General features: G+C 72.7%; 26 protein-coding genes and 1 tRNA gene. 14 read left to right on the top strand and 13 right to left on the bottom strand.

Annotation, left to right across the window (positions count from 1 at the left end; translation table 11 throughout):
* Window positions 1–121: 121 nt before the first annotated feature.
* Window positions 122–355, bottom strand: coding sequence for a chaplin ChpH (gene chpH, locus ACFWJB_RS34200; protein ID WP_385473610.1), 234 nt, complete (start codon window positions 353–355; stop codon window positions 122–124).
* Window positions 356–523: 168 nt separating this feature from the next.
* On the bottom strand, window positions 524–1,849 hold the full coding sequence (locus tag ACFWJB_RS34195; RefSeq protein WP_386927133.1) for a M20/M25/M40 family metallo-hydrolase: 1,326 nt from the start codon (window positions 1,847–1,849) through the stop codon (window positions 524–526).
* A 186-nt stretch (window positions 1,850–2,035) separates the two neighbouring features.
* On the opposite strand from ACFWJB_RS34195, the gene ACFWJB_RS34190 reads away from it, so the two are divergent.
* Both ACFWJB_RS34190 and ACFWJB_RS34185 read left to right on the top strand, forming a co-directional pair.
* Window positions 2,036–2,123, top strand: a tRNA-Leu gene (locus tag ACFWJB_RS34190).
* Window positions 2,124–2,192: 69 nt separating this feature from the next.
* Window positions 2,193–2,567 carry a YchJ family protein gene (locus ACFWJB_RS34185; protein ID WP_385472684.1) on the top strand — a complete coding sequence of 125 codons (375 nt, stop codon included), beginning with the start codon at window positions 2,193–2,195 and terminating at the stop codon, window positions 2,565–2,567.
* A 14-nt stretch (window positions 2,568–2,581) separates the two neighbouring features.
* Here ACFWJB_RS34185 and ACFWJB_RS34180 read toward each other — a convergent pair whose 3' ends face one another.
* On the bottom strand, window positions 2,582–3,283 hold the full coding sequence (locus ACFWJB_RS34180) for a FadR/GntR family transcriptional regulator (protein WP_385472687.1): 702 nt from the start codon (window positions 3,281–3,283) through the stop codon (window positions 2,582–2,584).
* A gap of 137 nt (window positions 3,284–3,420) precedes the next feature.
* Here ACFWJB_RS34180 and ACFWJB_RS34175 point away from each other — a divergent pair, with 137 nt between their 5' ends.
* Together ACFWJB_RS34175 and ACFWJB_RS34170 are read left to right on the top strand one after the other, a co-directional pair.
* Window positions 3,421–3,948 (top strand): gluconokinase, encoded by a 528-nt coding sequence (locus ACFWJB_RS34175; protein WP_385472690.1) that lies wholly within the window; start codon window positions 3,421–3,423, stop codon window positions 3,946–3,948.
* A gap of 115 nt (window positions 3,949–4,063) precedes the next feature.
* Entirely contained in the window at window positions 4,064–5,461 is a 1,398-nt protein-coding gene (locus tag ACFWJB_RS34170) for a GntP family permease (RefSeq protein WP_386927130.1), read from the top strand.
* A 95-nt stretch (window positions 5,462–5,556) separates the two neighbouring features.
* On the opposite strand, the gene ACFWJB_RS34165 is transcribed toward ACFWJB_RS34170, so the two are convergent.
* Window positions 5,557–7,101 (bottom strand): APC family permease, encoded by a 1,545-nt coding sequence (locus ACFWJB_RS34165; protein WP_385473490.1) that lies wholly within the window; start codon window positions 7,099–7,101, stop codon window positions 5,557–5,559.
* A gap of 34 nt (window positions 7,102–7,135) precedes the next feature.
* Complete coding sequence (locus ACFWJB_RS34160) at window positions 7,136–8,086, bottom strand: hypothetical protein (RefSeq protein ID WP_385473493.1); 951 nt, start codon at window positions 8,084–8,086, stop codon at window positions 7,136–7,138.
* Between the two features lie 285 nt (window positions 8,087–8,371).
* Between ACFWJB_RS34160 and ACFWJB_RS34155 the strand changes: the two genes are divergently transcribed.
* The 3 genes from ACFWJB_RS34155 to ACFWJB_RS34145 all read left to right on the top strand — a co-directional run bounded on the left by ACFWJB_RS34155 (window position 8,372) and on the right by ACFWJB_RS34145 (window position 9,953).
* Window positions 8,372–8,902: an NUDIX domain-containing protein gene (locus tag ACFWJB_RS34155; protein WP_385473496.1), complete on the top strand. Its 531-nt coding sequence runs from the start codon at window positions 8,372–8,374 to the stop codon at window positions 8,900–8,902.
* Between the two features lie 347 nt (window positions 8,903–9,249).
* Window positions 9,250–9,642: a YidH family protein gene (locus ACFWJB_RS34150; RefSeq protein WP_386927127.1), complete on the top strand. Its 393-nt coding sequence runs from the start codon at window positions 9,250–9,252 to the stop codon at window positions 9,640–9,642.
* Window positions 9,639–9,953, top strand: a complete 315-nt coding sequence (locus tag ACFWJB_RS34145) for a DUF202 domain-containing protein (RefSeq protein WP_385472744.1) — start codon at window positions 9,639–9,641, stop codon at window positions 9,951–9,953. Before ACFWJB_RS34150 ends, ACFWJB_RS34145 begins: the two co-directional genes overlap by 4 nt.
* On the opposite strand, the gene ACFWJB_RS34140 is transcribed toward ACFWJB_RS34145, so the two are convergent.
* Window positions 9,950–10,906 carry an NADP-dependent oxidoreductase gene (locus tag ACFWJB_RS34140; protein WP_386927125.1) on the bottom strand — a complete coding sequence of 319 codons (957 nt, stop codon included), beginning with the start codon at window positions 10,904–10,906 and terminating at the stop codon, window positions 9,950–9,952. The genes ACFWJB_RS34145 and ACFWJB_RS34140 overlap by 4 nt on opposite strands.
* Window positions 10,907–11,128: 222 nt before the next feature.
* Between ACFWJB_RS34140 and ACFWJB_RS34135 the strand changes: the two genes are divergently transcribed.
* From ACFWJB_RS34135 to ACFWJB_RS34125, 3 genes are all read left to right on the top strand, one after another.
* Window positions 11,129–12,154 carry a phosphotransferase family protein gene (locus ACFWJB_RS34135; protein WP_386927123.1) on the top strand — a complete coding sequence of 342 codons (1,026 nt, stop codon included), beginning with the start codon at window positions 11,129–11,131 and terminating at the stop codon, window positions 12,152–12,154.
* 6 nt (window positions 12,155–12,160) lie between these two features.
* Window positions 12,161–13,375 (top strand): acyl-CoA dehydrogenase family protein, encoded by a 1,215-nt coding sequence (locus ACFWJB_RS34130; protein ID WP_386927121.1) that lies wholly within the window; start codon window positions 12,161–12,163, stop codon window positions 13,373–13,375.
* A 161-nt stretch (window positions 13,376–13,536) separates the two neighbouring features.
* Window positions 13,537–14,469 carry a LysR family transcriptional regulator gene (locus tag ACFWJB_RS34125; protein ID WP_385472756.1) on the top strand — a complete coding sequence of 311 codons (933 nt, stop codon included), beginning with the start codon at window positions 13,537–13,539 and terminating at the stop codon, window positions 14,467–14,469.
* On the opposite strand, the gene ACFWJB_RS34120 is transcribed toward ACFWJB_RS34125, so the two are convergent.
* Genes ACFWJB_RS34120 through ACFWJB_RS34110 form a run of 3 tightly spaced genes read right to left on the bottom strand, consistent with a single transcriptional unit; the run spans window position 14,408 to window position 17,461 of the window.
* Window positions 14,408–15,001: a TetR/AcrR family transcriptional regulator gene (locus ACFWJB_RS34120; protein ID WP_385472760.1), complete on the bottom strand. Its 594-nt coding sequence runs from the start codon at window positions 14,999–15,001 to the stop codon at window positions 14,408–14,410. The genes ACFWJB_RS34125 and ACFWJB_RS34120 overlap by 62 nt on opposite strands.
* Window positions 15,002–15,026: 25 nt before the next feature.
* Window positions 15,027–16,697 carry a class I adenylate-forming enzyme family protein gene (locus ACFWJB_RS34115; RefSeq protein WP_386927118.1) on the bottom strand — a complete coding sequence of 557 codons (1,671 nt, stop codon included), beginning with the start codon at window positions 16,695–16,697 and terminating at the stop codon, window positions 15,027–15,029.
* The gene (locus tag ACFWJB_RS34110; protein ID WP_386927116.1) at window positions 16,694–17,461 is read right to left on the bottom strand and encodes an SDR family oxidoreductase; all 768 of its coding nucleotides are present in this window, start codon (window positions 17,459–17,461) and stop codon (window positions 16,694–16,696) included. The genes ACFWJB_RS34115 and ACFWJB_RS34110 overlap by 4 nt, the downstream gene beginning before the upstream one ends.
* Window positions 17,462–17,621: 160 nt before the next feature.
* Between ACFWJB_RS34110 and ACFWJB_RS34105 the strand changes: the two genes are divergently transcribed.
* Window positions 17,622–18,875 carry an exo-beta-N-acetylmuramidase NamZ domain-containing protein gene (locus ACFWJB_RS34105; protein ID WP_386927114.1) on the top strand — a complete coding sequence of 418 codons (1,254 nt, stop codon included), beginning with the start codon at window positions 17,622–17,624 and terminating at the stop codon, window positions 18,873–18,875.
* 16 nt (window positions 18,876–18,891) lie between these two features.
* On the opposite strand, the gene ACFWJB_RS34100 is transcribed toward ACFWJB_RS34105, so the two are convergent.
* Entirely contained in the window at window positions 18,892–21,699 is a 2,808-nt protein-coding gene (locus ACFWJB_RS34100) for a penicillin acylase family protein (protein WP_385470738.1), read from the bottom strand.
* A 235-nt stretch (window positions 21,700–21,934) separates the two neighbouring features.
* Here ACFWJB_RS34100 and ACFWJB_RS34095 point away from each other — a divergent pair, with 235 nt between their 5' ends.
* A complete protein-coding gene (locus ACFWJB_RS34095) occupies window positions 21,935–22,537 on the top strand; it encodes a hypothetical protein (RefSeq protein ID WP_386927111.1) in 603 nt (200 codons plus the stop codon).
* Between the two features lie 94 nt (window positions 22,538–22,631).
* Entirely contained in the window at window positions 22,632–23,354 is a 723-nt protein-coding gene (locus ACFWJB_RS34090; RefSeq protein ID WP_386927109.1) for a 3-keto-5-aminohexanoate cleavage protein, read from the top strand.
* Between the two features lie 87 nt (window positions 23,355–23,441).
* On the opposite strand, the gene soxR is transcribed toward ACFWJB_RS34090, so the two are convergent.
* Window positions 23,442–23,960 carry a redox-sensitive transcriptional activator SoxR gene (soxR, locus tag ACFWJB_RS34085; protein ID WP_385470733.1) on the bottom strand — a complete coding sequence of 173 codons (519 nt, stop codon included), beginning with the start codon at window positions 23,958–23,960 and terminating at the stop codon, window positions 23,442–23,444.
* Window positions 23,961–24,101: 141 nt separating this feature from the next.
* Between soxR and ACFWJB_RS34080 the strand changes: the two genes are divergently transcribed.
* A complete protein-coding gene (locus ACFWJB_RS34080) occupies window positions 24,102–24,563 on the top strand; it encodes a MaoC family dehydratase (protein WP_385470742.1) in 462 nt (153 codons plus the stop codon).
* Window positions 24,564–24,567: 4 nt separating this feature from the next.
* Here ACFWJB_RS34080 and ACFWJB_RS34075 read toward each other — a convergent pair whose 3' ends face one another.
* Together ACFWJB_RS34075 and ACFWJB_RS34070 are read right to left on the bottom strand one after the other, a co-directional pair.
* A complete protein-coding gene (locus ACFWJB_RS34075) occupies window positions 24,568–25,215 on the bottom strand; it encodes a TetR family transcriptional regulator (RefSeq protein WP_385470731.1) in 648 nt (215 codons plus the stop codon).
* 83 nt (window positions 25,216–25,298) lie between these two features.
* Complete coding sequence (locus ACFWJB_RS34070) at window positions 25,299–25,589, bottom strand: YiaA/YiaB family inner membrane protein (protein ID WP_385470729.1); 291 nt, start codon at window positions 25,587–25,589, stop codon at window positions 25,299–25,301.
* Window positions 25,590–25,690: the final 101 nt, after the last annotated feature.

Genomic DNA, 25,690 nt, shown 5'->3' with positions numbered 1-25,690 from the left:
CCGTGGTTTCCGCCGCCGCCGCACGCTTTTGTTCCTTTCCCCGTATGTCCGTCGGCCCCGGTGCGCTGGGCGCGCGCTCCGGGGCCGACGGGCTCGATCCCTCATGGGGCGAGACGCAACGTCACTTGTTGATGCAGACGTTGCCGAAGGTGGGGTTCAGCAGGCCGATCACGGAGATCGTGTTGCCGCAGACGTTCACCGGGACGTGCACGGGAACCTGGATGACATTGCCGGAAACGACGCCCGCGGAGTGCGCGGCGACACCCTGAGCGCCCGAGTCGGCGGCGGCCAGACCCGCGCCCGCGAGAACCAGACCACCGGTGGCGGCCGCAACGGCGACGATCTTCTTCAGCATTATTCCTCCTGGTTGGCAAAGGCGATCCGGTATTGCCGATCGCATTACCTGTAACGAGGAAGGAGTAATGAGGCTACGAGCTTATGAGCGCATTCACCCTTCCCGGTAGCCTCCCGCACGCACGGTCGAATACCGGTGAAGGGTGGAGCGCCGTCCCGGCGAACCGCCTCAGGACGCGTCGAGGAACCGGTCGAGCACCCGCACGCCGAACCGCAGGCCGTCCACCGGCACGCGCTCGTCGACGCCGTGGAACATGCCCGCGAAGTCGAGCTCCGGCGGCAGCTTGAGGGGCGCGAAGCCGAAGCCGCGGATGCCGAGGTCGTCGAAGGACTTGGCGTCGGTGCCGCCGGAGAGCATGTACGGGATCGCCTTGGCGGCCGGGTCCTCCGCCACCAGCGCGGACTGCATCGCGTCCACGAGGGCTCCGTCGAACGTGGTCTCGACGGCCTTGTCGGAGTGGACGTCCTCGCGCCGCACCTTGGGTCCGAGGATCCGGTCGAGGTCGGCGAGGAACTCCTCCTCGTGCCCGGGCAGGAACCGTCCGTCGACGTGCGCGGTCGCCTCGCCCGGGATGACGTTGACCTTGTAGCCCGCACCCAGCTGGGTGGGGTTGGCGGTGTTGCTCAGGGTCGCGCCGATGAGCTTGGCGATGCCGCCGAGCCTGGCGAGGGTGCCCTCCATGTCCTCCGGGTCGAGCTCGGTCCCGAGGGCGTCGCCCAGCTCGTCGAGGAACGCCCGGGTCGTCTTCGTGACGCGGACCGGGAACGTGTGCCGGCCGAGGCGCGCGACGGCCTCCGAGAGCTCGGTGATGGCGTTGTCGCGGTGGACCATCGACCCGTGCCCGGCGGTGCCGGCCACGGTCAGCTTCATCCAGTGCATGCCCTTCTCGGCCGTCTGGATCAGGTACAGCCGGCGCTGCTCGCTGACGGTGAAGGAGAAGCCGCCGACCTCGCTGATCGCCTCGGTGACGCCCTCGAAGAGGTGCGGGTGGTGGTCGACCAGGTGACGGGCGCCGTACGTGCCGCCGGCCTCCTCGTCGGCGAGGAACGCCAGGACGACGTCCCGGGGCGGCTTGCGCCCGCTGCGCATCCGGTCGCGGACGACCGCGAGGGTCATCGCGTCCATGTCCTTCATGTCGACCGCGCCGCGTCCCCACACGCACCCGTCGGCGACCTCGCCGGAGAAGGGGTGGTGGGTCCAGTCGTCCGCGTTGGCCGGTACGACGTCGGTGTGGCCGTGGATGAGCAGCGCGGGCCGCGACGGGTCCTCGCCCTCGATCCGGGCCACCGTGGAGGCGCGTCCCGGGTGGGACTCGAAGATCTGGGGCTCCAGTCCCACCTCGGCGAGCTTCTCGGCGACGTACTCGGCCGCCTTGCGCTCGCCGGGGCCCGAGTGGTCGCCGTAGTTGCTGGTGTCGATCCGGATCAGCTCGCGGCAGAGGTCCACGACCTCGTCCTCACCGGTGACGCTCCTGGCCGTGTCCGACTCGCTCACGTGCTTCCTCCCGCTGTCACTGCTGGTGGGTCCCCCTCATCCTCCCCCTCCGGCCGTCCGGGCCCAAGACGGGACCCGGCCCGTCACACGCCGTTCACGCCGGAACGGGGGGTGATCGGACACCTCCGAAAGCCTGGTAATGTTTACGTCGTCGCCACGGGGAACACCCCACGCGGCAGACACCTTGTCCGGGTGGCGGAATGGCAGACGCGCTAGCTTGAGGTGCTAGTGCCCTTTATCGGGCGTGGGGGTTCAAGTCCCCCCTCGGACACCAGAGAGACCCCTGCTGAGCAGGGGTCTTCTGCTTTTCCGGGACGGCGCCCGAGCGGGCACAATGGCCGCCATGACCACGCGTTCCTGCCCGTGCGGGCTGCCCGAGGCGTACGAGAAGTGCTGCGGCCGTTTCCATGCCGGGGCGGCGTCCGCGCCGAGTGCCGAGGCGCTGATGCGTTCGCGGTACAGCGCCTTCGTGGTGGGCGACGCGGGGTACCTGCTGCGGACGTGGCATCCGCGGACCCGGCCGGCGCGTCTCGACCTGGACCCGGGGACGCGGTGGACCGGGCTGGAGATCCTGGACACGACCGACGGGTCCGCGTTCCACTCCACCGGCACGGTCACCTTCCGCGCCTCCTACCGCGGCGGCTCGCTGCACGAGCGGAGCCGGTTCGAGCGGGTCGACGGGGCGTGGGTGTACGTCGACGGGGAGTTCCTCGCCTGACCCGCCCGGTCCCGCTACGGAGCCAGGATGTCCAGTTCCTCGAGCGCGCCCACGGTGATCTCGCGGGTCAGCCGCTCGGCGCGCTCGGCGTCCCGCGCGCGGACGGCCTCGGCGACCTGGACGTGCAGGGTGACGGCGGCCGGGTCGGGGTCCTCGAACATCACGTCGTGGTGCGTGCGTCCGGCCAGGACCTCGGCCACGACACCGCCGAGCCTGGCGAACATCTCGTTGCCGGACGCGGTGAGGACCACGCGGTGGAAGGCCACGTCGTGGAAGAGGTACCCCTCCAGCTTGTGGCCGCGTGAGTTGGCCACCATGCCGAGCGCGCACTCGGTCAGCTCCGCGCACTGCTCCGGGGTGGCGTGCCGGGCGGCCAGTCCCGCGGCGACCGGCTCGATCGCCGAGCGCAGCACGGTCAGCGAGCGCAGCTGGCGCGGCCGGTCGGCGCCGGCCAGGCGCCAGCGGATGACCTGCGGATCGTAGACGTTCCACTCGCACTCGGGCAGGACGGTCACGCCCACGCGGCGGCGCGACTCGACCAGGTGCATGGACTCCAGCACGCGGACGGCCTCGCGCATCACGGAGCGCGACACCTCGAAGCGCTGTGCCAGCTCGTCGGTGCGCAGGACGCTGCCCGCCGGGTATTCGCCCGCGGTGATCGCGGGGCCGAGGGTGTCCAGTACGCGGCCGTGCAGCCCCCGGCCCGGTGTGCTCATGCACTCAGCGTACGGGGCAGGTCACCCGAACAAAAAGTCAGACTTATACGTCACAGCCTCTTGAATTTGTCGTACCTAATGGGTTTCAGTTGCGTCGACATCACGTGTCGACGAAGACAGCAGACAGCGAGAGTGCGATGCAGCAACTGCACACCCCCCATGTCGTCGTGGTCATGGGCGTAGCGGGCACCGGGAAGACGACCATCGGCCCCCTGCTCGCGGCCCGGCTCGGCGTGCCCTACGCCGAGGGCGACGACTTCCACCCGCCGGCCAACATCGCCAAGATGACGGCCGGGACCCCGCTCACCGACGAGGACCGTTGGCCCTGGCTCGACGCCATCGGCGGCTGGGCGCACGGGCGGGCCGGGCTCGGCGGGGTGGTGAGCAGTTCGGCACTGAAGCGGTCGTACCGCGACCGGCTGCGGGACGCCGCTCCCGGTGTCGTCTTCGTCCACCTCACGGGCAGCCGCGAGCTGATCGAGGACCGGATGTCGCACCGTGCCGGGCACTTCATGCCGACGGCCCTGCTCGACTCCCAGTTCGCCACGCTCCAGCCGCTGGAGCCGGACGAGGCGGGGGTCGCGGTGGACGTCGCCGGCAGCCCCGAGGAGATCACCGAACGGGCGGCCGACGCCCTGAAGGCCCTCCCCCAGCCGGCTCCGTGACCCGGCGGCCCGGCAGCGGGCCGCTTCCCCCCACGACCTCCCCCGGGGCCGTGCCGCCGCAGGTGCGCACGGCCCCGCCCTCCCCCTGAATCCCCATCACCGCAAGGGAACCACCGTGACCAGACTCAGCGTCGAGATGCTGGCAGCGGACACCGTCGAGCCGATCACCTCGGCCGGCCATGCCCAGCTGGGCATCGCCGTGCTGTTGGGCATCGCCGTCATCGTCCTGCTCATCACCAAGTTCAAGTTGCACGCCTTCCTGTCCCTGACCATCGGGACGCTGGCGCTCGGCGCGTTCGCCGGGGCTCCGCTGGACAAGGTGATAGCCAGCTTCACCACCGGACTCGGCTCGACGGTCGCGGGCGTCGGCGTCCTGATCGCCCTCGGCGCGATCCTCGGCAAGATGCTCGCCGACTCCGGCGGCGCCGACCAGATCGTGGACACCATCCTCGCCAAGGCGAGCGTCCGGTCGATGCCGTGGGCGATGGTGCTGATCGCCTCCGTCGTCGGGCTGCCGCTGTTCTTCGAGGTCGGCATCGTGCTGCTGATCCCGGTCGTCCTGATGGTCGCCAAGCGCGGCAACTACTCCCTGATGCGCATCGGCATCCCGGCGCTGGCCGGTCTGTCCGTGATGCACGGCCTGGTCCCGCCGCACCCCGGCCCGCTGGTCGCGATCGACGCGGTCGGTGCCAACCTGGGCGTGACCCTGGCGCTCGGTGTCCTGATCGCGATCCCGACGGTGATCATCGCCGGCCCGGTGTTCTCCAAGTACGCGGCCCGCTGGGTGGACGTCCCCGCCCCCGACCGCATGATCCCGCAGCGTGCCTCCGAGACGCTGGACAAGCGTCCGAGCTTCGGCGCCACCCTCGTCACGATCCTGCTGCCCGTCGTGATGATGCTGGCCAAGGCTCTGGTCGACATCATCGTCGACGACCCCGACCACCTGGTGCAGCGCATCTTCGACGTCGTCGGTTCGCCGCTGATCGCCCTGCTCACCGCCGTGATCGTGGGCATCTTCACGCTGCTGCGGCCCGCCGGCTTCGCCAAGGACCGGGTCTCGGGCCTGGTGGAGAAGGGACTCGCGCCCATCGCGGGCATCCTGCTGATCGTCGGCGCGGGCGGCGGCTTCAAGCAGACGCTGATCGACTCCGGCGTGGGCCAGATGATCCTGGAGATCTCCGAGGACTGGTCGATCCCGGCGCTGCTGCTGGCCTGGCTGATCGCGGTGGCGATCCGGCTGGCGACCGGTTCGGCGACGGTGGCGACCGTCTCGGCGGCCGGCCTGGTGGCACCGCTGGCGGCCGACATGTCGACGACCCACGCGGCCCTGCTGGTCCTGGCCATCGGCGCCGGTTCGCTGTTCTTCAGCCACGTCAACGACGCCGGCTTCTGGCTGGTGAAGGAGTACTTCGGCCTGAACGTCGGCCAGACCATCAAGACCTGGTCCGTCATGGAGACGATCATCTCGGTGGTCGCGGGCGGCCTGGTCCTGCTCCTCTCCCTGATCATCTAGGGGTACGACGGCCGCCCCCGCCCGGCCACGACGACGGCGCCCGTTCCCGGTCCCCCGGGGCGGGCGCCGTCGTCGTGCCGTGCGGGGCGCGCGGCTCAGGACAGCGTGTCGGCCGCCTTCTCGAGCTGGAACGCCTCGTTGCCCAGGCCGATGCGGGCGTGCCGCTCGGGGGCGCGGGCGCGCAGGACCAGGCCCTGCGCGAGGCCGCCGGCCGCGGCGAGGCCGATGATGCCGGGCAGGGCCCAGCTCAGGGCCGAGCCGGGGCCGGCGCCGACGAGGACGTCGAAGTCCTTCACGGTGTACCCGGCGATCACCAGCAGGGCGAGGCCCGCGACGGCCGAGGTCACCAGGCGCACGCCCTGCGCCCCGGCGGCGCCGCGCCGCACGAAGAAGGCGACCACGGAGAACGAGGCCGCGGCCATCAGCACGATCACCCCGAGGGCGCCGATGTTGCCGCCCCAGGTGAACAGGTGCAGGACCGGCTCGGTCGGATCCCCGGCCGGCCTGTCGTCGGCGATCGCGAAGCCGACGACCACGACGGCGGACACGGCGGTCTGGAGCAGCGAGCCGGTGCCGGGGGCGCCGCTGCTGCCGCTGGTGCGTCCGAAGGCTGCGGGCAGCAGCCCTTCCCGGCCCATGGCGAAGGCGTACCGGGCGACGACGTTGTGGAAGCTGAGCAGGGCCGCGAACATGCCGGTCACGAAGAGCACGTGCAGGACGTCGGTGAAGGTGCCGCCGAGCCGGGACTCGGTGAGGAAGAAGAGCAGTCCCGCGCTCTGCTCCTGCGCGGTGCCGACGATTTCGTCGGGGCCGGTGGCGACGGTCAGGGCCCAGCTGCTGAGCGCGAAGAAGACGGCGACGCCGCCGACGGCGAGGAACATCACGCGCGGCACCAGGACGTGCGGCCGGCTGGTCTCCTCGGCGTACACGGGTGCCTGCTCGAAGCCGAGGAAGGCGGCGATGCAGAAGCAGAGCGCGGTCCCGACGCCGGCCCCGGTCAGGGTGTCCGGGTCGAAGGCGTGCAGCGACAGGCCCTGGGCGCCCGGGTCGGCGACTGCGGCGACGTCGAAGACCACGACGAGGACGACCTCGATGAGCAGCAGCACGCCCAGTACCCGCGCGTTGACGTCGATCTTCAGCCAGCCCAGGGTGCCGACCGCGAGCACGGCCAGCAGCGCCGGGATCCACCAGGCGACCTCGAGGTCGGCGTAGGTGGCGAGGAGGCCGGAGACCTCGAAGCCGAAGATGCCGTAGATGCCGACCTGGAGGGCGTTGTAGGCGACCAGCGCGACCAGGGCGGCGCCCGCGCCGGCGGTGCCGCCGAGGCCGCGGGAGATGTACGCGTAGAAGGCGCCCGCGTTGTGGACGTGGCGGCTCATCTCGGCGTAGCCGACGCTGAACAGGATCAGCACCAGGCCGAGGATCACGAAGAGCAGCGGCTGCCCGACGATGCCCATCACCGCGAACGTGGTGGGCATGACCCCGGCGACCACCATGAGCGGGGCGGTGGCGGCGAGGACGGACAGGAGCAGGCCCCCGGTGCCCAGCCGGTCCGCGCGCAGCGCCCGCTCCTGTCCCTTGAAGGTGCTGATGCCGCCGTCGCTCGTGGGTCTGCTCGTGCGTGAACTGCCCGTGGTCATGGGGGGACCGTCCTCACTGTGGGGTGCAGGGATGTCAGGTGGTGCCCAGCGCGTCGGCGCGGGCGGCGCGGAAGGCGGGGTGGGGGTCGCGGTCCGGGTACGACCACGGAGCGGGCGTGGCGTGCTCGCCGATGCGGTGGAACAGGGCGGCGGCCTCGGCGCCGCGGCCCTCGCAGGACTTGGCGTGCGCGAGGAAGTTGAGGTCGACCAGGCGGCGCGGGTGGCCCTCTTGTTCCCACTCCAGCCACCAGTCGAAGGCGGCCTTCATCACCTGCCGGGCACGCCGGCCGGCCCAGTGGCCGGACGCCCTCGGGTCGGCGGACTCGTGTCCGGCGGCGGCCAGCACGCGGTAGCGCTCGGCGTGCGCGACCACCGGCAGGACGGCGAGCGGGGAGTCGGCCGGGGCCTGCTCGGCGGCCCAGCCGGCGAAGTCGTAGGCCTCGTGGAGCGGGTCCGGGCCGTCGTCGCCGCGGCGTTCGGCGAGCCGGGCCACCATCAGATGGTGGGCGTGGTGGTGGTCGGCGTACCGCCCGCGTACCTGCTCGAAGGCGCGGACGACGTCCTCGTCCGCGCCGAGCGTGCGTTCCAGAAGGAGCAGTCCGAGCCAGGGGGTGGGGTCGCCGGGGACGAGTGCGGCGGTGTCCCGGCATGCCTCCCGGACCCGGCCCGGCTTCTCCTTCCCGCGCAGGGCGCGGTGGACGAGGGCCAGGGAGAGCAGGACGGCGGCGTCGGTGGAGTCGGGCTCGGCGAGCAGCCACTCGCGGGCCCAGGCGGCGCAGTGGCGCTCCTGGGCGAGGACGGTGACCCGGTGTCCGCGGCGGTCCCAGTCGTCACCCGTGTGGACGAGCAGGGAGCGGGCCGACTGCCAGCGCCCCTGGGTCAACGCGGTGCGCGCGGTGACGAGTTCGGCGTCGTCGAGGGCCTCGTCGAAGGACTGTGCCGCGCGTCTGCGGCCTCGGCCGAGGGGAGGCGGGGGTGGGGGCACCGCGGGAACTTCCTCACGCGACCCGGTGGGTCGTGGTAGCCGGTTTGCCATGAACTGATCACGCACAGCAAACCGGCAGCCGAGGCCGGGCGTCAAGGCCCGCAGGTCCGTTACACGCGTCAACTGGCGTTACTGGAGGGGCACTTGTCGCGCCGACCACGGTGTCCGGGCAGCGCGGCCACCCGGATGCGATGCATCCGGCGATGCGGCAGGGCACCGGCGAGCACGGGCCGGCGCGGGATCCGCGGCGGCGCCGACCCCGACGGCCGCTGCTTGGATGAGGGCATGAGCGCTGCTGACGAGATCCTCGACGTCGTCGACGAGAACGACCGCGTGACCGGACGGGCCCGGCGGGGCGACGTGTACGCCCGGGGGCTGCGGCACCGGTGCGTGTTCGTGCGGGCCCGGGACGCGCGGGGCCGCGTCTTCGTCCACCGCCGCACGCCGACGAAGCTGGTCTTCCCGTCCCTGTACGACATGTTCGTCGGCGGGGTGGTGGGCGCGGGTGAGTCGTACGACGACGCGGCGTTGCGGGAGGCGGAGGAGGAGCTGGGGGTGGAGGGGCTCGCGCGGCCCGAGTTCCTCTTCAAGTTCCTCTACGACGACGGGGCCGGGCGGACGTGGTGGTCGGCGGTGTACGACGTGCGCTGCACGTCCCGGGTGTCGCCTCAGGTGGAGGAGGTGGAGTGGTGGGGGTTCCTGGAGGAGGCGGAGGTGGAGCGGCGTCTGGTGGAGTGGGAGTGGGTGCCGGACGGGGTGGCGGCGTATGCGCGGCTGCGGGGCGGGCTCGGGGGTGGGGCACGGGGTTCGGGGTGAGCGGCGTGGGTGCGGGCGGGTGGGGCGTGTGGCCCGGCGCTGCGGGGTGCCTCCCCCACTCTCGGCTTCGCTCGAGCGGGGGGACCCCCACCGCCCACCCGTGCCGCCCCTGGGGGCACCTCCCAGGCCGTTCGGGCACTGGGGGAGGCACGACTGCCCGCAGCTGCGCGGGTCGGCTGCGGGCAGCCGTGCGGGACGGCTGCGGGCAGCTGCGCGGGACGGCTGCGGGCAGCCGTGCGGGACGGCTGCGGGCAGCTGCGCGGGGCGGCTGCGGGCAGCTGCGCGGGGCGGCTGGCGGCCGTGCCCTTGCGGGGTGTCGTGCCGGCGTCGGCCGGTAGGGTCCCCGGGTGATCGCATTCGTACGGAACCTCCGGCTCTGGCTCGCGCCCGAGGAGGTGCGGCAGGAGGGCGTGACGCCCGACTACCGGTTCTCGCTGGCCAACGAGCGCACCTTCCTGGCCTGGCTGCGCACCGCCCTCGCCCTGATCGGCGGCGGCTTCGCGGTGGACCAGTTCCTGCCCGACCTGCGCTGGGGCTGGCGGGTCGGACTCGCCCTCGCGCTCCTCGCGGCCGGCGTCCTGTGCTCCCTGCGGGCCGTCAACCACTGGGTGCGCTGCGAGCGGGCCATGCGCCGCGGCGAGGACCTCCCCGTCTCCCGCTTCCCCGCGCTGCTCGGCCTGGTGGTCGCGGTGGTCGCCCTCGTCATGGTCGTCGTGGTCCTCGCCGGGTGGGAAGGATGACCGCACCGGACCGCGACCCAGGGCTCCAGCCCGAGCGCACCCGGCTCGCCTGGCGCCGCACGACCCTGTCCGGAACCGTCGTCACCGTGCTCGCCGCGAAGGCCGCGCTGCACGACGGCCCGACCCCTTCCTCGGTCGTCGCCACGGCGCTGTGCTGCGCGCTCTGGCTGGTCTTCCTGGCCATCGCGCACCGCCGCATCCGCGCCCTCGCCGCGGCGGGCACCCCCCGGGTCGCCGCCCCCGGCAACGCCGCGGCGGCCGCGCTGTGCACGGTGGGACTGGCGGTGTGCGGCGCGTTCCTCGTCCTCTAGGACGCGTCCGGCGCCCCGTCCGCCCCCCAGTCCACCGTCACCACGATCTTCCCCCGCGTCCGCCCCTCCTCGTTTCGCCGGTAGGCGTCCGCCGCCCGCTCCAGCGGGAACGTCTCCGACACGTGCACCGTGACCACCCCCTGCTCCGCCAGCTCGGTCAGCCGCAGCAGGTCCTCGGCGTCGGGGCGTACGAAGAAGTACCGCCCGCCGTAGTCGACGGCGTCCGGGTCGGCGATCGACACCAGGCGGCCCTCGGTGGCCAGCAGGTTCGCCGAGGTCCGCAGCGTCTCGCCGCCGACCGTGTCGAACACCGCGTCCACGCCCTCGGGCGCCAGCCCCCGCACCCGTTCGGCCAGGCCCTCCCCGTACGACACCGGCTCCCCGCCGAGCCCCCGCACGTAGTCGTGGTTGCGCTCACTGGCCGTACCGATGACCCGCGCGCCCAGGTGCCGGCCCAGCTGGACGGCGATCGAGCCGACCCCGCCCGCGGCGGCGTGCACGAGGACGGTCTCGCCGCGCTTGACCCGCAGGGCCTTCACCAGGACCTGGTAGGCGGTCAGCCCGGCCAGCGGCAGCCCGGCCGCCTCCTCGAAGGAGAGGTTGCGCGGCTTGCGCGCGAGGGTGCGCACGGGTGCCGCCACGTACTCGGCGAAGGTGCCGCGGGAGAGGAAGTCCTCGCGGACGTAGCCGATCACCTCGTCCCCGACGGCGAACTCGGTGACGGCCGCGCCCGGCTGCACGACGACCCCCGACACGTCCCAGCCCGGGACCACCGGGAACACCGGCTCGAGGAGCGCGTCGAGGTGGCCCTCGCGGCACTTCCAGTCCACCGGGTTGACGGCGGCGGCCCGCACCTTCACCAGGACCGTGTCCGGGCCCACCCGCGGATCGCGGACGTCTCCGTACTCCAGCACCTCGGGGCCGCCGTACCGTGCGTAGCTGATCGCCTTCATGGCTCCGACCCTCCGGGGTGCCGGGACGCCGCGCAAGCGGAACGGCCGGATATGCACCGATCACGCGACACCCGGGTGGCGGCCCGCCCGGCACCGCTCGGCACGGTGGCCGCGGGGACGGCCGCTAGGGTGGCCCCGGTCACGTTCCGCTCGCCCACTGGACGCCATACCGACCGGTCGGCATCATGAGTCGGGTATTCTTCGTCTGCCCGAGGAGCGTCCATGAGCCCCGACCACCCGCCCGGACTCGATCTCGACCGGTTGCGCGCCCTGCTCGACCGCGAGCGGCCCGGTCTGGTGACCGGCCCGCTGTCCGGCCGGCTGATCGAGGGCGGACGGTCGAACCTCACCTACGCGGTGTCGGACGGTGCCTCCCGCTGGGTCGTGCGGCGCCCCCCGCTGGGCCACGTGCTGGCCACCGCGCACGACATGAGGCGCGAGCACCGGGTGATCAGCGCCCTGCACCCGACGGACGTGCCGGTGCCGCGCCCGGTGCTGCTGTGCGAGGACGAGGAGGTGCTCGGAGCGCCCTTCTACGTCATGGAGTTCGTCGACGGCGTGCCCTACCGCACCGCCGAGCAGCTCGCCCCCCTCGGACCCGAGCGCACCCGGGCGGCCGTGCTGAACCTCGTCGACACGCTGGTCGGGCTGCACGCGGTGGACCCCGTCGAGGTGGGCCTCGCGGACTTCGGCCGGCCCGAGGGCTTCCTGGACCGCCAGCTGCGCCGCTGGGCCAAGCAGCTCGACGCCTCCCGCAACCGCGACCTGGCCGGCATCGACGAACTGCACGCCACGCTCGGCCGGGAACTGCCCCGCTCCCCCGCGCCCACGGTCGTGCACGGCGACTACCGCCTCGACAACGTCCTGATCGGCGGGGAGGGCGACGGGATCCGGGCGATCCTCGACTGGGAGATGTCCACGCTGGGCGACCCGTTGACCGACCTCGGGCTGCTGGTGATGTACAGCAGCCCGCTCGGCCTGCCCGACTCCCCCGTCTCCACCACGGCCCAGGCGCCCGGCCACCCCGCCCCCGCCGAGCTGATCGAGCGGTACGCCGCGCGCTCGGGGCGGGACGTGTCCGCGGTGGCCTGGTACACGGCGTTCGCCTGGTTCAAGCTCGCCGTGATCCTGGAGGGCATCCACTACCGCTACACGCTGGGCCAGACGGTCGGCCGCGGCTTCGACCGCATCGGCGAACTCGTCCCCGTCTTCATCGAGCACGGCCTGACCACCCTTCAGGAAGGCTGATCCGTCATGGACTTCGCGTACGACGCACGCACCGAGGAACTCCGCGCCAGGCTGCTCGCCTTCATGGACGAGTACGTCTACCCGGCTGAGCCGACCGCCCACGAGCAGCGCGCCCGGCTCGCCTCTCCCTGGGACACCCCGCAGGTCGTGGAGGACCTCAAGGCCGAGGCCCGCCGTCAGGGTTTGTGGAACCTCTTCCTGCCCGACGCCGAGCACGGGGCGGGCCTGACCAACCTCCAGTACGCGCCGCTCGCCGAGATCACCGGCCGCAGCCCGCAGCTGGCGCCGACGGCGACGAACTGCGCGGCGCCCGACACCGGGAACATGGAGGTGCTGGCCCAGTTCGGGGACGAGGCGCAGAAGAAGCAGTGGCTCCAGCCGCTGCTCGCCGGGGAGATCCGCTCGGCGTTCGCGATGACCGAGCCGGACGTGGCCTCCTCGGACGCCACGAACATCACCACGCACATCGAGCGCGACGGCGACGAGTACGTCGTCACGGGCCGCAAGTGGTACATCTCCGGGGCGATGAACCCGGACTGCCGGATCTTCATCGTGATGGGCAAGACGGACCCGGACGGCGAGGACATCCGCCGCCAGCAGTCCATGGTGCTGGTCCCCAGGGACACGCCCGGCGTGACCGTGAACCGGGCGATGCAGGTCTTCGGCTACGAGGACCACTACCACGGCGGCCACGCCGAGGTGACCTTCGACCACGCGCGCGTGCCGGTGTCGAACCTGATCGGCGAGGAGGGCGGCGGCTTCGCCATCGCCCAGGCGCGGCTCGGTCCCGGCCGGATCCACCACTGCATGCGGCTGATCGGGATGGCCGAGCGGGCCATCGAGCTGATGTGCCGGCGGGCGACCTCCCGCACGGCCTTCGGCAAGGCGCTGGCCCAGCAGGGTGTCGTGCAGAACTGGATCGCGGACGCGCGGGTCACCGTCGAGCAGCTGCGGCTGCTGGTGCTCAAGACCGCCTGGCTGATGGACACCGTCGGCAACCGCGGCGCCCACACCGAGATCCAGGCCATCAAGATCGCCACTCCGCGCGCGGTGGTCGGCATCCTCGACCGGGCGATCCAGCTGCACGGCGCGGGCGGCGTGAGCCAGGACTTCCCGCTGGCCGAGCTGTACGCCGGCGCCCGCACGCTGATGCTCGCCGACGGCCCGGACGAGGTGCACCAGCGCTCGCTGGCGCGCCGGGAGATCAAGAAGTACGTCTAGTAGCCGCCGGAGTAGTGGTGGTCCGCGCGCGCGAGCGCACGGACGAAGGCGACGACACGGAACCACGGTGAGGGTCTGCGAGGCATGCCTCCAGGCTGGCCCCCGGCCCCGCCGTCGGTCCAACAGATCGTTTCGCTGCGACCCATCTCTAGAATCGATGGATGGAGATCCGTCAGCTCCGCCACTTCATGGCGGTCGTCACCGAAGGCAGCTTCACGGCCGCGGCGCGCCGTGAGCTGATCGTGCAGTCGGCGCTCAGCACCTCGGTCCGCAACCTCGAACGGGAGCTGGGCGCCGACCTGTTCGACCGCACCGGCCGCCGGGCCGTGCTGACGGAGGCCGGCCGTGCCCTGCTGCCGCGGGCCCGCGCGCTGCTGGCCGGCGCCGACGAGGCCCGGCACGCGGTCGCGGCGGTGACGGGGCTGGCCACCGGCCGGGTGGCCATCGGCACGATCCAGACGCTGACCTGCGTGGACCTGCCCGCCGAACTGGCCACGTTCCACCGCCGGTTCCCCGGCGTCCAGGTGTCGGTGCGGGACGCGCCGGTCGGTGAGCTGACCGAGGCGCTGCGCGCGGGCGAGGTGGACCTCGCCTACCTCGTGCCGGACACGGGGGTGCTGCCAGAGGGGCTCACCCCGTACGCGTCCTGGCAGGAGGAACTGGTGCTGATCACCGCTCCGGGCCACCCCCTCGCCGAGGCCGGCCGGACGCTGATCAGGGACCTCGCCGAGGAGCCGTTCGTCGACTTCCGCGCGGGCACCGGCCTGGAGACGGCGGTGCGGCGGCTGGCGGCGCACTGCGGCCTGGAGCGCCGTATCACCTGTGACGTCACCCAGATCGGGCTGCTGGTCGACCTGGTGCGGGCCGGGATCGGGGTGGCGTTCGTGCCGCGGCGGATCGGCGAGCGGGCCGGACTGCCGTGCGTGGCCGTCCGGCAGCCGGAGCCGGGCCGTACGGTCGTGCTGGCCGGGCGCGGGCCGCGGCCGCGCAATCCCGCGGCGGCGGCCCTGGCCGATCACCTCACGGGCAGGCTCACGGACGCAGCGCCCGCAGCAGCAGGTCGGCCAGGTGGTCGGCCACTTCCTGCGGGCTGAGCGGGCCGTCGGGGCGGTACCAGGTCGACAGGTGGTGCACGGAGCCGAAGTGGTAGTCCACGACGAGGTCGGCCGGGACCTCCTTGGTGAAGACGCCGGCCCGCTGGCCCTCCTCGATGAGCGCCCGGAAGCGCTCGTGGTAGCGCCGGCGCTCGGCGCGGACCTGCTTGTTCTTCTCCGGGCTGAGCTGGTGCATCGAGCGGAAGAAGATCGACGCGTCGTCGAGGTTGTCGATGGTGGTGACGACCACGTCGGCCGCCGCGTCGCGCACCCGGTCCTCGACCGGCCCGTCGGAGTCCGCGTAGGCGTCCAGGCGCTCCTGCTGGAGGCGCAGCACGCGCGCGTACACCTCGTGCAGGAGGTCGTCCTTGGAGCCGAAGTAGTGGTACAGCGCGCCCTTGGTGACGCCGGCCGCTTCCACGATCTCCTGCACCGAGGTGCGGTCGTAGCCCTGCTCCGCGAAGAGCCGGGTGGCGGCGGCCAGGAGCCGCTGCGGCACCGGAGTGCCGTCCCCGTCCGTGGTCCTGGGCACTGCCGTCACCTGCCTTTCCGTTGTCTCACTGTCCGTCGTCGTGCGTACGGGAACGCAGTTCCCGACGGAGGATCTTCCCACTCGCCGTCTTCGGCAAGTCGGTCAGGATCTCCACCTGACGCGGGTATTTGTAGGCGGCCAGTCTCTCCTTGCAGTACGCGGCCAGCGCACCCGGGTCGGTGTCGGCGCCCGGCCTCAGGCTGATGTAGGCCTTGACCGTCTCCCCGCGGTACCCGTCGGGCACGCCGACGACGGCGGCCTCGCGCACCGCCGGGTGGGTGTAGAGGACGTCCTCGACCTCGCGCGGCCAGACCTTGAAGCCGGACGCGTTGATCATGTCCTTCTTGCGGTCGACGACGTAGAGCCAGCCCCGGTCGTCCATGAAGCCGATGTCGCCGGTGCGCAGCTCGCCGCCGGGGAAGGTCTCGGCGGTGGCGTCGGGACGGCGCCAGTAGCCGGGGACGACCTGCGGGCCGCTGACGACGATCTCGCCCTGCTCGCCGAACGGCACCTCCTCGCCCCGGTCGTCCAGGATCCGGACGACCGTCTCGGGGCCGGGGACGCCCACGGCGAGGGTCCCGGAGACCGGGTCGACGGGTGCCTCGAGGTGGGGCGGTACGGAGGCGCAGGGCGCGGTGCACTCGGTGAGCCCGTAGCCGTTGCGGATGTACGGGCCGAAGCCCGCGCGGAACTTCTCCACCAGGGCGGGCGGCAGCGGGGCGCCGCCGGAGGAGATGTTGGCGAAGGACGCGAAGTGCTCGCGGGTGACGGAGGGGTGGGCGGCCAGCGCCATGAAGGCGGTGGACGGGCCGACCGTGTAGTGCGGCCGGTGCTCGGCGAACGCGTCCAGGACGACGCCCGCCTCGAAGCGGTACGCCAGGACGAGCGTGCCCGCGCTGTCCAGGCAGGCGCCGAGCTGGCAGACCATGCCGGTGATGTGGAACAGCGGCGCCAGCGCGAAGTAGACCGGCGCCTCGGGCAGGCCGAGGCCGGTGCGCTGCCGCTCGGCGTTGTACATGATGTTGCGGTGCGTGTTGATGGCGCCCTTGGGCGTGCCGCTGGTGCCCGAGGTGTAGCTGATGAGCGCGGTGCCGGCGGGCTCGGGGTCGCGGTCCCCGGGCGCCTCGTGGCCGGCGCGGGCCACCTCGGTGAGGTCGTCGGCGTCGGTGGCCCGCGGCAGCCGCTCGAAGGTCAGCACGCGGGCGTCGCCCCTGGTCTGGAAGTCCAGCTCGCAGGCCGTGAGCACCGTCCGCACCGGCGAGCCGGCGGCCGCCTCGCGCAGGTAGCCCTCCCAGGCCCGGTCGGAGCAGACCAGGGCGGCCGCCTCGGCGTCGCGCAGGACGTGGCCGACCTCTCCCGACTTGTACATGGGGTTGACGGGCACGACGACCGCGCCCGCCTTCCAGGCGCCGAGGACGGCGAGCACGAAGTGCGGGGAGTTCTGCAGCAGGACCGCCACCCGGTCACCGCGCTCCAGGCCGCGGGCGGCGAGGTGCCCGGCGACGGAGTCGCTCAGCTCGTCGGCCTCTCGGTAGGTCAGGCGGCCGTCGAAGTAGGCGAGGAAGGCGCGGTCGGGGGCCTCGGCGGCGGCCCGGCGCAGGCTGTGCACCAGGGAGGCGTCCGGGTCGAGCGGGGCCTTCTGGACGTCGGTGAGGAGGTCCAGCCACGGCTTGGCCGCGTAACGGGAGCCGGTCATCGTGCCGTCGCCTCCCACTGCCGCTGGAGGCGGTTCATCCCGCGCAGCCAGCGTTCGGGTTCGGCCGCGCGGGCCTGGTAGTACTCGGCGACCTCGGAGTGCGGCAGGATCAGGAAGCGGTCGTCCTCGATGCCCTTGAAGAGGGCGTCCGCCACCTCCCCGGGCTCGATCGCGGTCGGGGCGAGCACCAGCTCGCCCGCGCTGCCGCTCGCGGTCAGCATGTCGGTGCGCACGCCCTGCGGGCAGATCGCGTGGACCTTGACCCCGCGGTGGCGGTACGTGAGGGACAGCCACTCGGCGAAGGCGTAGGCGCCGTGCTTGGTGACGCTGTAGGGGGCGGCGCCGATCATGGTGAGCAGTCCGGCCGCCGAGACGGTGGAGACGAAGCGGCCGGCGCCGCGCTCCAGCCAGCCGGGGAGCAGTGCGTGGGCCGCGCGCACGTGGGCCATGACGTTGACGTCCCAGGCGAGGGCCCAGACGGACTCCTCGGCCGCCTCGGAACCGCCGGATCCGACCCCGGCGTTGGCGCAGTAGACGTCCACCGTGCCGCCCAGCGCGTCGCGGGCCTCGGTGATGATCGCGGAGGCGTCCCCGGGGAGCGCGATGCCGCCGATCTCCTCGGCGACGGCCTTCGCCCGCCCGGCGTCGAGGTCGTTGACGACGACCCGGGCGCCCTCGGCCGCGAAGCGGCGGGCCAGCGCGGCGCCGATGCCGCCTCCTGCCCCGGTGACGACGACTCCGGCATTCTGCACGGCTTCCACCATCGGTCTCCTTCGACACGGCTCGGGCGCTGCCGGACGCCAGACTAACCAGTCGGTATGCCCGGCGGAAGAGGTGAACCGCGGTTCGCGTCGTTCCCCGGGACGGGGGGCGCGGGTTAGCGTGCGTGCGCATGACACCCGCCGCGATCACGGAGGTCACCGCATGACGCTGTCCAGACGGAACCTGCTCGCCACCACGGCCGCGGTGGCGGCCACCGCCACGGCCGCCACCGCCGGGCCGGCCCAGGCCGCCCCCTCGGGCGGCGGACGCCGGCTGCGCACCGGGTTCGAACGACTGGCCGACGACGGCTACGCCCTGCTCGAGGGCGAGCGGGTCGGCATCGTCACCAACCCCACCGGCATCACCCGGGACGTGCGCCACATCGTGGACGTGATGCACGCCGACGGGCGGGTGAACCTGACGGCGGTCTTCGGTCCCGAGCACGGCTTCCGCGGCACCGCTCAGGCGGGCGGCTCCGAGGGCCGCTACGACGACCCGGCGACCGGGCTGCCCGTCTACGACACGTACCTGAAGAGCGGGCAGCCGCTCGCCGACGTCTTCACGGCGTCCGGCGTGGACACCGTCGTCTTCGACATCCAGGACGCGGGCGCGCGTTTCTACACGTACATCTGGACGCTGTACGACTGCATGGAGGCGGCGCGGCTCGCGGGCAAGCGGTTCGTGGTGCTGGACCGGCCGAACCCGGTGACCGGGCGGGCGGCCCTGGGGCCCGTCCTGCACGAGGAGTTCGCCACCTTCGTCGGGCGGCGGCCGATCGCCCAGGCGCACGGCATGACCGTCGCCGAGCTGGCGCTCCTGTTCAACGGCGAGTTCCTGCCGTCGCCCGTGCCGCTGGAGACCGTCACGATGACGGGCTGGAAGCGGTCGGAGTTCTACGACGCCTCCGGGCTGCCCTGGGTGCCGCCGAGCCCGAACATGCCGACCCCGGAGACGGCTCTGGTCTACTCGGGCACGTGTCTGTTCGAGGGCACGAACCTGTCGGAGGGGCGCGGCACCACCCGCCCGTTCGAACTGCTCGGCGCGGAGGGCGTCGACGGGCGCTGGGCCGCCGCGGCGAACGAACTCGGCCTGCCCGGCGTGCGGTTCCGGGAGGCGTACTTCGCGCCCACCTTCTCCAAGTTCCAGGGCAGGACGGTCGGCGGCGTGCAGCTCCACGTGCACGACCGGGCCGCCTTCGACCCGGTACGCACCGGGATCGCGCTGCTGGTGACCGCCAGGCGGAGCTGGGACGGCTTCGCCTGGCGGCCGGACAACTGGATCGACAAGCTCACCGGCTCCACGCAGGTGCGCACGATGATCGACGCGGGCGCGGACACCGACGAGGTGGTGGGCGGCTGGGAGCGGGAACTGGCGGCGTTCCGCAGGACGCGCCGCCAGTACCTCCTCTACCGCTGACCGCGGTGCCGGCCGGTCACCTGTGGGACGTGAACTCCACGACCTGCTGGTAGGTCGGCCGGTTCTGCCAGCTGATGCCGCCGTGCTTGATGCCGCCGAGGGTGCGGTGGATCACCGAGTCGGCACACCACTGGTCGCCCGCGGAGCAGTTGTCGTCGCCCGGGTAGACCTGGGCGGGGGTACGGCCCGCGGCCTCCTTCAGGGTGGAGACCAGGGCGTCCCGGCAGGCGGCGAGGTCGCCTCCGCCGCAGTACCGCCGCGCCAGCGGGCCCTTGACCGGCTCGCCGAGCACCGACCGGACGTCCTTGTCGACGTAGCTCCACCAGCCGTACTGGAAGGCGCTGCCGGCGTGGGCCCCGGTCGGGCCGTGGCCGGCGGACGGCGACTCGTCGACGGGCAGGTTGCGGGTGAAGGCGGTGTAGAGGTCGCTGCCGAGACCCGGCTCGAACTCGGCCTTCACCAGCAGCGGCCACCAGGCGTCCAGGGTGCGGATCGCGTCGGCGTGGGCGTACTTCTTGGAGCCGGCCGAGGTCTCCGTGCGCAGGGCGCCCGCCGCCAGCCACGCTTTGAGCCGGTCCACGGCCGTCCTGGCCGCGGGGTCGGTCACCGGCGTGGACTCGATCACCTTCAGCAGGCCGGGCACCACGTCCTCGGCCCGCAGGTCGGCGAGGCCCGCCTCGGCCATGGCCTTCACCAGCGCGGCCCGGGTGACGCCTCCCTGGGCGACCAGTCTCCTCACCCGGTCGTCGAGGAGATCGCCGCGGTGGACCGAGCCGTTGCCCCATGAGGCGGCCGGGTAGTCCTTGGCCTGCTTGTTGTTCCAGGAGATGTAGTAGTCCTGGTCGACGGAGCGGGGGTGGGCCGACGCGGGCGTGTAGCGGGCGGTGTTGGCCGCCGGGTCCCAGCCCTGCCACTCGTACGCGTCGCGCGCCCAGACCGGGAACTCGGCGTCGACGCCGGTCGCCCGTACCGGGTTGTCGCCGCTGTTGTAGTACGCGGTGTGCTCGGAGTCGGCGTAGAACCAGTTGAAGGTGTAGTTGATGTGCTGCACCGCGCTCTGGAAGCGTTCGGGGCCGTCGATGTAGTCGGGGTCGTTGAGCATCTGGAAGCCGATGATCGAGTCGGCCTCGTGCAGGTAGGACGAGCGCAGCGTGGTGTAGGCGACCTTCTTGCCGCCGACCGTCGCGCGGTGCTCCACGGGTCCGTACTTCGTGCGCCAGACGCGCATCGTGTAGGAGCCGGCCGCGGTGCCGTCGGCGACGGTCGGCTTCCAGGCGTTCCGGCGCTCGATCTTCTCCATCGGCGTGCAGGTGCCGCGGTAGAGGTAGTGGTAGTCGTCCTGGCACAGCTCGACCGCGTAGGTGTCGATGATGTCCTGGCCGGAGGTGGTCGCGCTCCAGGCGTAGTCCTGGCCGCGGCCGAGCTCGACGTACATGCTCAGGCCCGCGAAGGAGGCGCCGCGGGCACTCAGGCCCGGTCCCTGGAGTTCCTGGAGCATGAGCAGCTGGGGCGCGAAGTAGCCGGTCTGCGGGCCGAACACGGCGACCGGGTCGCCGCTCGCGGTGTGCTTCCCGCTGACGACCAGGGCGTTGGACATGCCGCGCCGGGCCGAGGTGACGGCCGCGTCGGCCGCCGTGGCGGTGGCGCCGGTCGCGCTCGCCGCGCCGGCGCTGCCGGTGCGGTCGTACACCAGGGGCTCCGCCCGCACCGAGCCCGCGTCCGGGAGGGCGCGGCCCTGGGGGGCGTCGGGGCGGGGCAGGTACGGGAAGCTGCCGTCCTGCTGGGTGAGGACCGCCTCGGGGTCGTTGCGCTGGCGGAAGGACTCCCAGACCTTGGTGCCCTCGGCGACGCCGTACTTCTCCTGGGCGGCGAGCAGCGAGAGGGCGTTGTTGACCTCGCCGCCGCCTCCGGCGCCGAAGAGGGAGCCGATGACGGAGGCCAGGGCGATCAGGTCGGTGCGGCGGAAGGGCTCGATGGTTCCCGCGTTGGTGATGGCGTCCTTGTGGCCGGTCAAGACGTACTCGCCGGGGAAGTAGCGGCCCTTGTCGGAGGCGTCGATGTAGGCGTTGACGCCGGCGACGTAGGCGTCCACGTCGGCGAGGGCCTGCTCGCCGCGCTCGCCGGCCTTGGCGGCGGCGCTCTCGATCTGCGCCTCCAGGTCGGCCTCGGTGTAGGGGGCGCTGCGCCAGAACTGCTGCTCCAGACCCTGGTTGGCGGGGGCGCCGCCGGCGAAGGACGTCAACTGGCCGCGTCCGACGTGCCGGAAGAGGTCCATCAGCCAGAGCCGGTCCTGGGCCGCGGCGTAGCCGGCGCCGAACTCGGTGCCGTAGCGGGTGGTGCCGGTGATGTGCGGCACGCCGGTCTTCTTGTCGCGGACGATCGTGACGTCGGCGCGTCCGGCGGGGCGGAGGGTGGAGGCGACCTGGTCGGCGGGGACGCCGAAGGAGGCGTCCCCGAAGAAGGTGTTGATCTTGTCGTTGGTGAGGCCGGAGTAGCCGGAGGCCAGGTTCGCGTAGGGGCCTAGCTGGTCCTCGGCGTGCGCGGGCTGGGTGCCGAAAGCCTGGTTGAGGAGGATCTGGGCGAGGGTGGCGTTGCCGTTCTGGCCGGGCGGCAGGATGTCCGAACACCGTCCGCCGCAGTGGTCGTCGGCCGCCGCCCGCACGGCCGTGGGGGTGGTGGTACCCGTGCCGGCGGCCACCGCGGGGGAAAGCGGCGACAAAAGACCGGCAATGAGGGCGCATAGCGACGCGCTCTTCAGGAACCCGTGGAAGCCGCGGGGAGTTCTCAGTCTGTCAAGGGCGTTGCGTGGGGTGCGCCGTTGCATGGCAGCTCCTCCCGACAGGGGTGGGCCCGGACGTTACCGCCGGTATCCCCGAGTTGGAAGATGAACATGCGTCAGTTTTCGAAGTGGTTGCGATCGGCTGGTGGGAGGTGTCGGAAATCGGAGGGAGCCGAATCGCGTGTCGATACGTCTACTCGGTGACGTCGGGAGGGCGACTCCCCACGACGACACCGAAGTGACCGAAGTACAGGTGCAGGTGTGACGGAGGTGCAGGGCGATGGCCGGTTTCCGGAGTCTGGCGAGACAGGTCCGAGATCCACGGTGCGACCTGGCGCTACGGCGCTATTCGCTGCGCAAGTGCCTTGAGCGGTTCGCCCCTTACGGGCACAGGGCGACCTGGGACCATCTGTGCTCGCGGGCCGGCTTCGGCCCCGAGGACCGCTCCCCCGACCCGGCGCGGCTCGTGGCCGCACTGGAGGAACTGGAGGAGGCCCGTTCGGTGTGGCTCGCCTACGAGGTGGAGTTCGCCGAGCGGCGCAGGAAGGAGAAGCACGACGGTCTGCGCAGGCCGGGAAGTGTGGACGACTGGCACCGGCTGACCTGGGGCGGTTTCGGGGTGGCCTGGTGCGACGAACCGAGGCTCCATCCCGACGGGCCGCTGGCGGAGGTGCTGCGCCGGCTCATCTCGGCCCTGGAGCGCGAACCGGGAGCGGTGTGCCCGGTGTGCGACGGGGACCGGCTGGTCTGGAGGTACGACCTGGACCACGAGCCGTCGACGGGCCCGGTCTGCACCGACTGCGGAATCCTGGTGCCGCGGCCGGTGCTGACGCCGGAGGCCCTGGCGGACGCCCGGCGTGAACGGCTGCTGATGTCGGCGTAGTGGCCGAGGGGGTGCGCCGGTGACGCCGCACCCCCTGCGGCCCGCGGGTGCCGTCCGCGGCGCCCGGGATCCTGGGGGAACGGTGCAGGTCTGTGTGAACGGTGCCCGCGGGGCCGCCGACGGCGCGGTGGTGCCGCTGACGCCGGAGGCGATGGCGGACGCCGTGGCCGGGGCGGTGGCCGCCGGGGCCACGGACGTCCACGTCCATCCCAGGACCCCGTGCGGGCAGGACACGTTGTCGCCGCGGGTGCTCGCGGTGACCCTGGAGGCGATACGGGCGCGGCTGCCGGCACCGGTGCCGGTGGGGGTGACCACGGGGGCCTGGGCCGAGCCCGATCCGGACGCCCGGGCCGCGCGGGTGCGGAGCTGGGAGGCGCTGCCCGATCACGCCTCGGTCAACTGGCACGAGCCGGGCGCCGAGACGGTCGCGGCCGCGCTGATCGAGCGGGGGGTGGGTGTCGAGGCGGGTGTCTGGTCCGGCACGGACGGCGCCGAGCGGTTCACGCGCTCGCCGCTGGGACCGAGGGTGCTGCGGGTACTGGCGGAGGTCACGGACCCCGGCGCCGGGACCGCGGAGGCGTCCGCGCGGGCCCTGCTGGCCGGCCTGGGCGCGGCGCACGGCCGCCCGGTGCTGCTGCACGGCGAGGACGGCGGCGCCTGGCCGGTGCTGCGGCTGGCCGGCCGGCTGGGCCTCGCGACCCGCGTCGGTCTGGAGGACACCCTGCTCCTGCCGGACGGCCGGCCCGCCCGTTCGAACGCCGAACTGGTCGGGGCGGGCCTCGCCGAGTGGCGGACGGCCCGGCGCCGCGGGGCGTGAACCGGGCGGGACGCGGCGGGCGCGGATGCGGCAGTCCGCGGACGGGCCACCCCCGCGCCGCACCCCGGGAACACACGCCGGGCGGGGTCAGTCGCAGCACGCCGGGTCGGGCGCCGGCGCCTCGCGGTGGCCGGCCGGCCCCGTTCCGTTCTTCCGTTCCACCAGCAGGCGGGAGCCCGCGCGGCTCACGCCGAAGGCGTCGTCGGGGTTGGACAGGACGCAGGTCTCCAGGGACAGGCAGCCGCAGCCGATGCAGTCGGTGAGGTGGTCGCGCAGCCGGTTCAGCTGCTTGATGCGCTCGTCCAGCTCGGAGCGCCAGGCCTGCGAGAGCCGCGCCCAGTCCTCCTCGGTGGGCGTGCGTCCCTCCGGCAGCTCGGCCAGCGCCTCCCGGATCGTGGCGAGCGGGATACCGACCCGCTGCGCGGCCCGCACGAAGGCGACCCGGCGCAGCGCGTCGCGGCTGAAGCGGCGCTGGTTGCCCGAGGTGCGGCGACTGCTGATCAGGCCCTTGGACTCGTAGAAGTGCAGGGCGGAGACGGCGGCGCCGCTGCGGGCGGCGAGCTGACCGACCGTGAGCTCGTGGATCTTCTCGGGAATCTGAGGCACTCCCCAGACCCTACCCACCCGCTCACCCGGCGGTCCGTTGACATAGGCGTCACGGACCACCATGCTAAGCAGTTGCTTAGCATGGTCGAGCAGGCACTGGACGAACAGGGCCACGACACCTTTGACGCGGGAGGCCGGGACATGGCAGAGCCGAGGATCTTCACATCCGCCGACGACGTGAAGGCGGCGGTGGGCGAGCGGCTGGGATACACCGACTGGCTGGAGGTCGACCAGAAGCGGATCGACCTGTTCGCGGAGGCGACCGGCGACCACCAGTGGATCCACGTGGACCCGGAGAAGGCCGCCGCGGGCCCGTTCGGCACCACCATCGCGCACGGGTACCTGACCCTGTCGCTGCTCCCGCTCTTCGGACCGCAGCTGATCAGGGTCGAGGGCGTGAAGATGGGCGTCAACTACGGCACCAACAAGGTCCGTTTCCCCTCCCCCGTCCCGGTCGGCTCACGGCTGCGCGCCACGGCGACGATCACCGGCGTCGAGGACGTCAAGGGAGGGATCCAGGTGGCCGTCGCCTTCACGGTGGAGCGCGAGGGCGGCGACAAGCCGGTGTGTGTCGCCGAGTCCGTCTCGCGCTACTACCTGTGAGCCGCTACCGCGCCTGAGCGGCGCCGGGTTCCTTGGCCCGCACCATCCGCAGCACGAGGTCGGCGTAGAGCGCGCCGACCTCGTCGGGTGTGCGGGGGCCGTTCACGTTGAACCAGCGGGCGACGTCGATGCACAGGGAGAGCACGGCGAGCGTCGTGCCCTGCACGTCCGCCACCTCGAACTCGCCCGAGGCCACGCCCTCCTCGATGATGCCGCGCACCTCGGCGTCGACCTGGCGGCGCAGCGCGACGATCTCGGCGCGGGCGTCCGGCCCGAGCGCGTCCAGCTCGTACTGCACCACCCGGGCGGTGGTGCGCCGCCCGGCGTGCCAGCGTACGAAGGAGCTGACGGCGTCGGCGAGCCGTTCCGTGGCGCTGCCCCCGCCCTCGGCCGCCGTGCGCAGGATGCCGAGCGCCCGGTCGTGGCCGATCCGGCTGATGCGGTGGAGCAGCTCTTCCTTGGTCTTGTAATGGATGTAGAGCGCGGCCGGGCTCATGCCGGCCCGCCCGGCGATGTCGCGGGTCGTGGTCGCGTGGTACCCGCGCTCGGCGAAGGCCTCCACAGCGGCGACCAGCAGTCGCCGGGCCGCGTCAGGCGTGACCTCTTCCCACGGCTCGGTGTCGCCGCCCGCCGTCTCGGCCGCCGTACTCATCGCTTGTTCGCCCCTCTCGGTGACAGGAGCTCCACCATACCGCCGAAGCTGAGCGGGCGCTTAGGGGCGCCCTGCGGCGCACGTCACCCCAGCTTCTCGAAGGGGTCGTGCTCGGCGAGGAGCTTCTCCAGCCGGGCCTGGTCGACCCGGCTGACGATCTGCCCCGCCTCCTGCCGGTCCCGGATGATCTTGGCCAGGGTGAAGGCGGACGTGACGAGGTACAGAACGGCGATGGCGAGGAAGGCGCGCACCCAGGCGTCGGCCTGGAGGTTGTAGATGCCGATGGAGGTGGCGATCATGGCGACCGCGAACGAGGCGACGGCCTGTCCGTAGAAGGCGGCGGTGCTCTGCTGCTTGACCGGTGTGTCACTCATGGGGACAAGCGTCGGGGGGGTGGTGGGGCTCACCCCGCACCCCACCCCCCAGAGGATCTTGGAGTAAAACGCCGAATTCCCGCCCCACGCCGGCCCAGCGC

Source organism: Streptomyces sp. NPDC127100, from assembly GCF_042724095.1.
Taxonomy (GTDB): domain Bacteria; phylum Actinomycetota; class Actinomycetes; order Streptomycetales; family Streptomycetaceae; genus Streptomyces.
Note: the sequence above shows the minus strand (reverse complement) of the source record. Positions and strands in the feature narration are given on the sequence as shown.

Coding starts and splice junctions, on each gene's coding strand:
- chpH (WP_385473610.1), bottom strand. CDS start 355: ATGCTGAAGAAGATCGTCGCCGTTGCGGCCGCCACCGGTGGTCTGGTT.
- ACFWJB_RS34185 (WP_385472684.1), top strand. CDS start 2,193: ATGACCACGCGTTCCTGCCCGTGCGGGCTGCCCGAGGCGTACGAGAAG.
- ACFWJB_RS34180 (WP_385472687.1), bottom strand. CDS start 3,283: ATGAGCACACCGGGCCGGGGGCTGCACGGCCGCGTACTGGACACCCTC.
- ACFWJB_RS34175 (WP_385472690.1), top strand. CDS start 3,421: ATGCAGCAACTGCACACCCCCCATGTCGTCGTGGTCATGGGCGTAGCG.
- ACFWJB_RS34165 (WP_385473490.1), bottom strand. CDS start 7,101: ATGACCACGGGCAGTTCACGCACGAGCAGACCCACGAGCGACGGCGGC.
- ACFWJB_RS34155 (WP_385473496.1), top strand. CDS start 8,372: ATGAGCGCTGCTGACGAGATCCTCGACGTCGTCGACGAGAACGACCGC.
- ACFWJB_RS34145 (WP_385472744.1), top strand. CDS start 9,639: ATGACCGCACCGGACCGCGACCCAGGGCTCCAGCCCGAGCGCACCCGG.
- ACFWJB_RS34140 (WP_386927125.1), bottom strand. CDS start 10,906: ATGAAGGCGATCAGCTACGCACGGTACGGCGGCCCCGAGGTGCTGGAG.
- ACFWJB_RS34135 (WP_386927123.1), top strand. CDS start 11,129: ATGAGCCCCGACCACCCGCCCGGACTCGATCTCGACCGGTTGCGCGCC.
- ACFWJB_RS34130 (WP_386927121.1), top strand. CDS start 12,161: ATGGACTTCGCGTACGACGCACGCACCGAGGAACTCCGCGCCAGGCTG.
- ACFWJB_RS34125 (WP_385472756.1), top strand. CDS start 13,537: ATGGAGATCCGTCAGCTCCGCCACTTCATGGCGGTCGTCACCGAAGGC.
- ACFWJB_RS34115 (WP_386927118.1), bottom strand. CDS start 16,697: ATGACCGGCTCCCGTTACGCGGCCAAGCCGTGGCTGGACCTCCTCACC.
- ACFWJB_RS34110 (WP_386927116.1), bottom strand. CDS start 17,461: ATGGTGGAAGCCGTGCAGAATGCCGGAGTCGTCGTCACCGGGGCAGGA.
- ACFWJB_RS34105 (WP_386927114.1), top strand. CDS start 17,622: ATGACGCTGTCCAGACGGAACCTGCTCGCCACCACGGCCGCGGTGGCG.
- ACFWJB_RS34100 (WP_385470738.1), bottom strand. CDS start 21,699: ATGCAACGGCGCACCCCACGCAACGCCCTTGACAGACTGAGAACTCCC.
- ACFWJB_RS34095 (WP_386927111.1), top strand. CDS start 21,935: ATGGCCGGTTTCCGGAGTCTGGCGAGACAGGTCCGAGATCCACGGTGC.
- ACFWJB_RS34080 (WP_385470742.1), top strand. CDS start 24,102: ATGGCAGAGCCGAGGATCTTCACATCCGCCGACGACGTGAAGGCGGCG.
- ACFWJB_RS34075 (WP_385470731.1), bottom strand. CDS start 25,215: ATGAGTACGGCGGCCGAGACGGCGGGCGGCGACACCGAGCCGTGGGAA.
- ACFWJB_RS34070 (WP_385470729.1), bottom strand. CDS start 25,589: ATGAGTGACACACCGGTCAAGCAGCAGAGCACCGCCGCCTTCTACGGA.